Genomic DNA, 4,268 nt, shown 5'->3' on the forward strand with positions numbered 1-4,268 from the left:
GCAGGCTGTGGCTGACATCAAGGGCTGGCTGGCGGACTCCTGGCGCGTCCTGTTGGTCACCGAGGGGCATGGGCCGGCCCAGCGGCTGGTCGAACTGCTGCGGGATGCCGATCTCGGCGCTCGTCTCACCGACGATGCCAATCTTTCCCGCGGTGTCGCCACGGTCACCTGCGGTCAGTTGGGGACCGGTTTCGTCAGCGATCTGCTGGGGCTCGCCGTCCTGACTGAGACCGATCTCGTCGGCCAGCGGGGCGTGACCACCCGGGACATGCGCCGGATGCCGCACCGCCGCCGCAAGGGCATCGACCCGCTGGCGTTGCGCTCCGGTGACCTGGTCGTCCATGAGGCCCACGGGGTCGGTCGCTACGTCGAGATGGTCACTCGGACCGTTGCCGGCGCGACCCGGGAGTACCTCGTTCTGGAATATGCCAAGGGTGACCGCCTCTACGTCCCGACCGACCAGCTTGAACAGGTCACCCGCTATGTCGGTGGCGAAGGTCCGAGCCTTGACCGCATCGGTGGCGCGGACTGGGCCAAGCGCAAGGGACGCGCCCGCAAGGCCGTCAAGGAGATTGCCGGCGAACTGATCCGGCTGTACAGCGCACGGATGGCTGCGCCGGGGTACGCCTACGGGCCGGACACTCCCTGGCAGCGGGAGCTGGAGGACGCCTTTCCGTTCCGCGAGACGCCCGATCAGCTCTCGGCCATCGAGGAGGTGAAGGCCGACATGCGCAAACCCGTCCCGATGGACCGGATCATCTGTGGCGATGTCGGCTACGGCAAGACCGAGATTGCCGTGCGCGCCGCGTTCAAGGCGGTGCAGGACGGCAAGCAGGTCGCCATTCTCGTCCCGACCACGCTGCTCGTCCAACAACATTTGCAGACGTTCTCCGAGCGGTATGCGGCATTCCCGGTGACCGTGCGGGCGATGTCGCGGTTCAATTCTGCGTCCGAGCAGAAGGCTGTGCTGGAAGGGCTCGCCAAGGGCGGTGTCGACATAGTGATCGGAACCCACCGGCTGCTGTCGTCCGCGTCCCACTTCAAGGATCTCGGCCTGGTGATAATCGACGAGGAACAACGGTTCGGCGTCGAGCACAAGGAATACCTGAAGAAGATGCGGACCGCGGTGGACGTGCTCACGATGAGCGCCACCCCGATTCCCCGGACGCTGGAGATGTCGATCACCGGTATCCGGGAGCTGTCGACGATCGACACCCCGCCGGAGGAACGGCACCCGGTGCTAACCTTCGTCGGCCCGAGCGACAACCGGCAGGTCACCGCCGCGATCCGGCGCGAACTGCTGCGGGAGGGCCAGGTCTTCTTCATCCACAACCGGGTGGAGTCGATCGACGCGGCCGCGGCGAGGCTGCGCGTGCTCATCCCGGAGGCGCGTATCGCCACCGCCCACGGCCAGATGGGCGAGGACGCCCTCGAACAGGTCATGGTCGCGTTCTGGGAAAAGCAGTTCGACGTTCTCGTCTGTACCACGATCGTCGAATCCGGTCTCGACATCTCCAATGCCAACACCCTGATCGTGGAACGTGCCGACGTGTTCGGTCTCTCCCAGCTGCACCAGCTGCGGGGACGTGTCGGGCGTGGTCGGGAACGCGCGTACGCGTACTTTCTCTACCCGCCGGACAAACCGCTCACCGAAACCGCGCACGACCGGCTCGCCACCATCGCCCAGCACGCCGACCTCGGCGCCGGTATGGCCGTTGCCATGAAGGACCTGGAAATACGCGGGGCCGGTAACCTGCTCGGCGGCGAACAGTCCGGACATATCGCCTCGGTCGGTTTTGATCTCTATGTGCGGATGGTCGGCGAGGCTGTCGCGGATTTCAAGGGGACCGCGGTCGAGGAACTACCCGATGTCAAGGTGGAACTCCCGGTGAATGCGAGCCTGCCGCACGACTACGTCCCGAGCGAGCGGCTGCGCCTGGACGCCTACCGGCGCCTCGCCGGTGCAGCCGGCGACGACGACATCGCCGAGGTGCGCGCGGAACTGCTCGACCGGTTCGGCGCGCTGCCCGAGCCGGCGGAGAACCTGCTTGCGGTCGCGTCGCTGCGCGTACTCGCCCGCCGCTACGGCGTCAGCGAGATCACTGTTGCGGGCCGCCAGGTGCGGTTCGCCCCACTGGAACTGCGCGAAAGCCAGATCATGCGCCTGCAGCGGCTGTACAAGGGGTCCGTGGTCAAGCAGGCCGTGCGTACCATCCTGGTGCCGGCGCCGGCGGAATCCCCGCGGATCGGTGCCCGGCCGTTGCGCGACCGTGCCGTCCTCGCCTGGGCTGCCGGCGTACTGGACGCCGTCGTGGGTGACTCGATAGCGGCCGCCGCCACCGCCGCATCCGCATCCCGCTGAGCCGCCGTTCCGCTTCCCAGGATCATGTCTTTGAGTGTCGGGACCCGCCGCATCCGTTCCAGAGTTTCTTCGGAGACTTCGACTCGTTCCTTGTCATTCCGATCGAAAATATTTATAGGGCGTTCGATGAGCGAAATTTCCGATCGGGTACTTGCGCCTGGTTCAATCCTTACCCGAAGACTTTTTTCCGCGGCCTCAGTTTCTCGGGCCGACTCAAGTTTCGTGATCCTCGCGCGCGGGAGCCGCTCGACGGCCCGGCCGAGACGGAGGTGATGGCCAGCGATCTCGACTTGGTATTCACCCGTCGCTTCGAAGAGGAACTCGTCGCCTTCGTGGAGAAACTCCAGGGCTGAAGATTCCATTTTCAGCTCAGCGGAACTCCACGTGCCGCTGACTACGTCTCCTGCGAGTAGACGGTCCGCGCGGCGAATCTCTTCGAGGTCCTGTTGGCTGAGTTCCTGGGGCATCGGCCACCGGTCGCCGATCCGATCCTGGATCCGGGCAAGCTGGGATACAGTTTGCAGAAGGTCATGCGGGAATCTCGGAAAGTCCCGTGGAATCACGATCGGCTGGTACAACGGTTTGTTCTCTTTGCTTCGTCGGACCGTTAGCATCCGTGAAGGGAGGAACTCGTTTATCCACTTGAGAGCTGGGAGTAGCTCGTGCGGAAAAAGGTGGGGCTGCGGGTGAAATGAAAATGCCAGCGAAAGTCCAGATTTCACACGGTCGACATCTATCTGAAGATTAAGAGCTCCGCTTGGGTCCGTCCCCCACAGGATGGCTCGATCTATGCCAAGAAGGCGTCTGGTAAGACGTACCTCCAGCTCGACGGGCCGATAGCTGGCCCGGCCGGAATGATCGTCCGCGATAGTCAACAGGATTCCAAGGTCTGTCTCGTCGACTGACGGCCACCTCGGATTGGTGTGGTGCGTTACGTCTTGGTCGAGCGAGGTGTGGAGGAGTGCCTCCGCTTTGCCTGCGCCCAGGAAGGACACCAATCGGAGTGCCCGCAATTGGTTTCCAGGAGCGTCGGGGGTCGGGCGATCGGTAGCTACAGGAAGTACCTGTTCAGTGAGCCCACCTATCATAAATCGAGTATACGCGGCACGGCGATCCAGATTCGTCCAGTCGCAGGATGCATAGTCGGCGGAGACGAACACGGCCACCGCTGCCGGCGAGATCGTGGCCACCAGGACCGAGACAGGCATGATCGTTCGCTCAACCCCGCCACCCGCGGGCACACCCTGGTTCTACCGTGCTGGCACGTCCAGAGTATCTGGGACATTACACCCCGTCCTGGATATCGATCATGGCCGATGCCCGCCAACTCGCCGCCCGCATCTGCGACTGCTGCGTTTCGCTGTCGGGCAGGCCTATCTCTGGCGAGATCCGGACTCTCTGACCCTTATCGACACAGGCATGACCGGAGCCGGCCCGGACGTCGCCGAGGCGATGTTCACGTTGGGGCTGGCGCCGACAGACCTGAATCGGGTCGTACGCACGCACTTTCATGACGATCATGCCGACGCCGACGCCGACGCCGACGCTCGGAGCGCCGTGACCGTCATGGCCCACCGGCGCGACGCATCAATCATCCGGGGCCAGCTGTCGGGACCGCCCCCTGCGCTTACCGACGACGAATGTGGCCTGCTCGCCTCTGTCGTCGGCGGCGGACTTCCCTCGGCCCCGCGACGCCGCGGCCCTGTTGCCGGTCGCTCTTAACAGGCAGTGATAGTTGACGGCCCGATCCAACGGACACACGACAGTTGAATACGCGATTCTGCGAGGCTGGCTCGCCTACAACAAGATTGGACGATGTGGCTGCCGTCGCAACGGGGCTGTCGTATCGGGTGTGCTCTGTCGCCCGCAATGGATCCAGCGGTGGTCGGGCTGATATGTACACCCA

General features: G+C 64.3%; 2 protein-coding genes. Both read left to right on the top strand.

Annotated elements, in window-relative coordinates:
* Nucleotides 1-2,362 (top strand): transcription-repair coupling factor (gene mfd / locus U9978_RS06750; protein ID WP_322760178.1); only part of this gene is annotated, 2,362 nt, incomplete at its 5' end.
* Between the two features lie 1,206 nt (nt 2,363-3,568).
* Nucleotides 3,569-4,084 carry an MBL fold metallo-hydrolase gene (locus U9978_RS06755; protein ID WP_322760179.1) on the top strand — a complete coding sequence of 172 codons (516 nt, stop codon included), beginning with the start codon at nt 3,569-3,571 and terminating at the stop codon, nt 4,082-4,084.
* Nucleotides 4,085-4,268: the final 184 nt, after the last annotated feature.

Source organism: Protofrankia sp. Cr2 (genome assembly GCF_963555885.1).
GTDB lineage: Bacteria > Actinomycetota > Actinomycetes > Frankiales > Frankiaceae > Protofrankia.

Coding starts and splice junctions, on each gene's coding strand:
- U9978_RS06755 (WP_322760179.1), top strand. CDS start 3,569: ATGATCGTTCGCTCAACCCCGCCACCCGCGGGCACACCCTGGTTCTAC.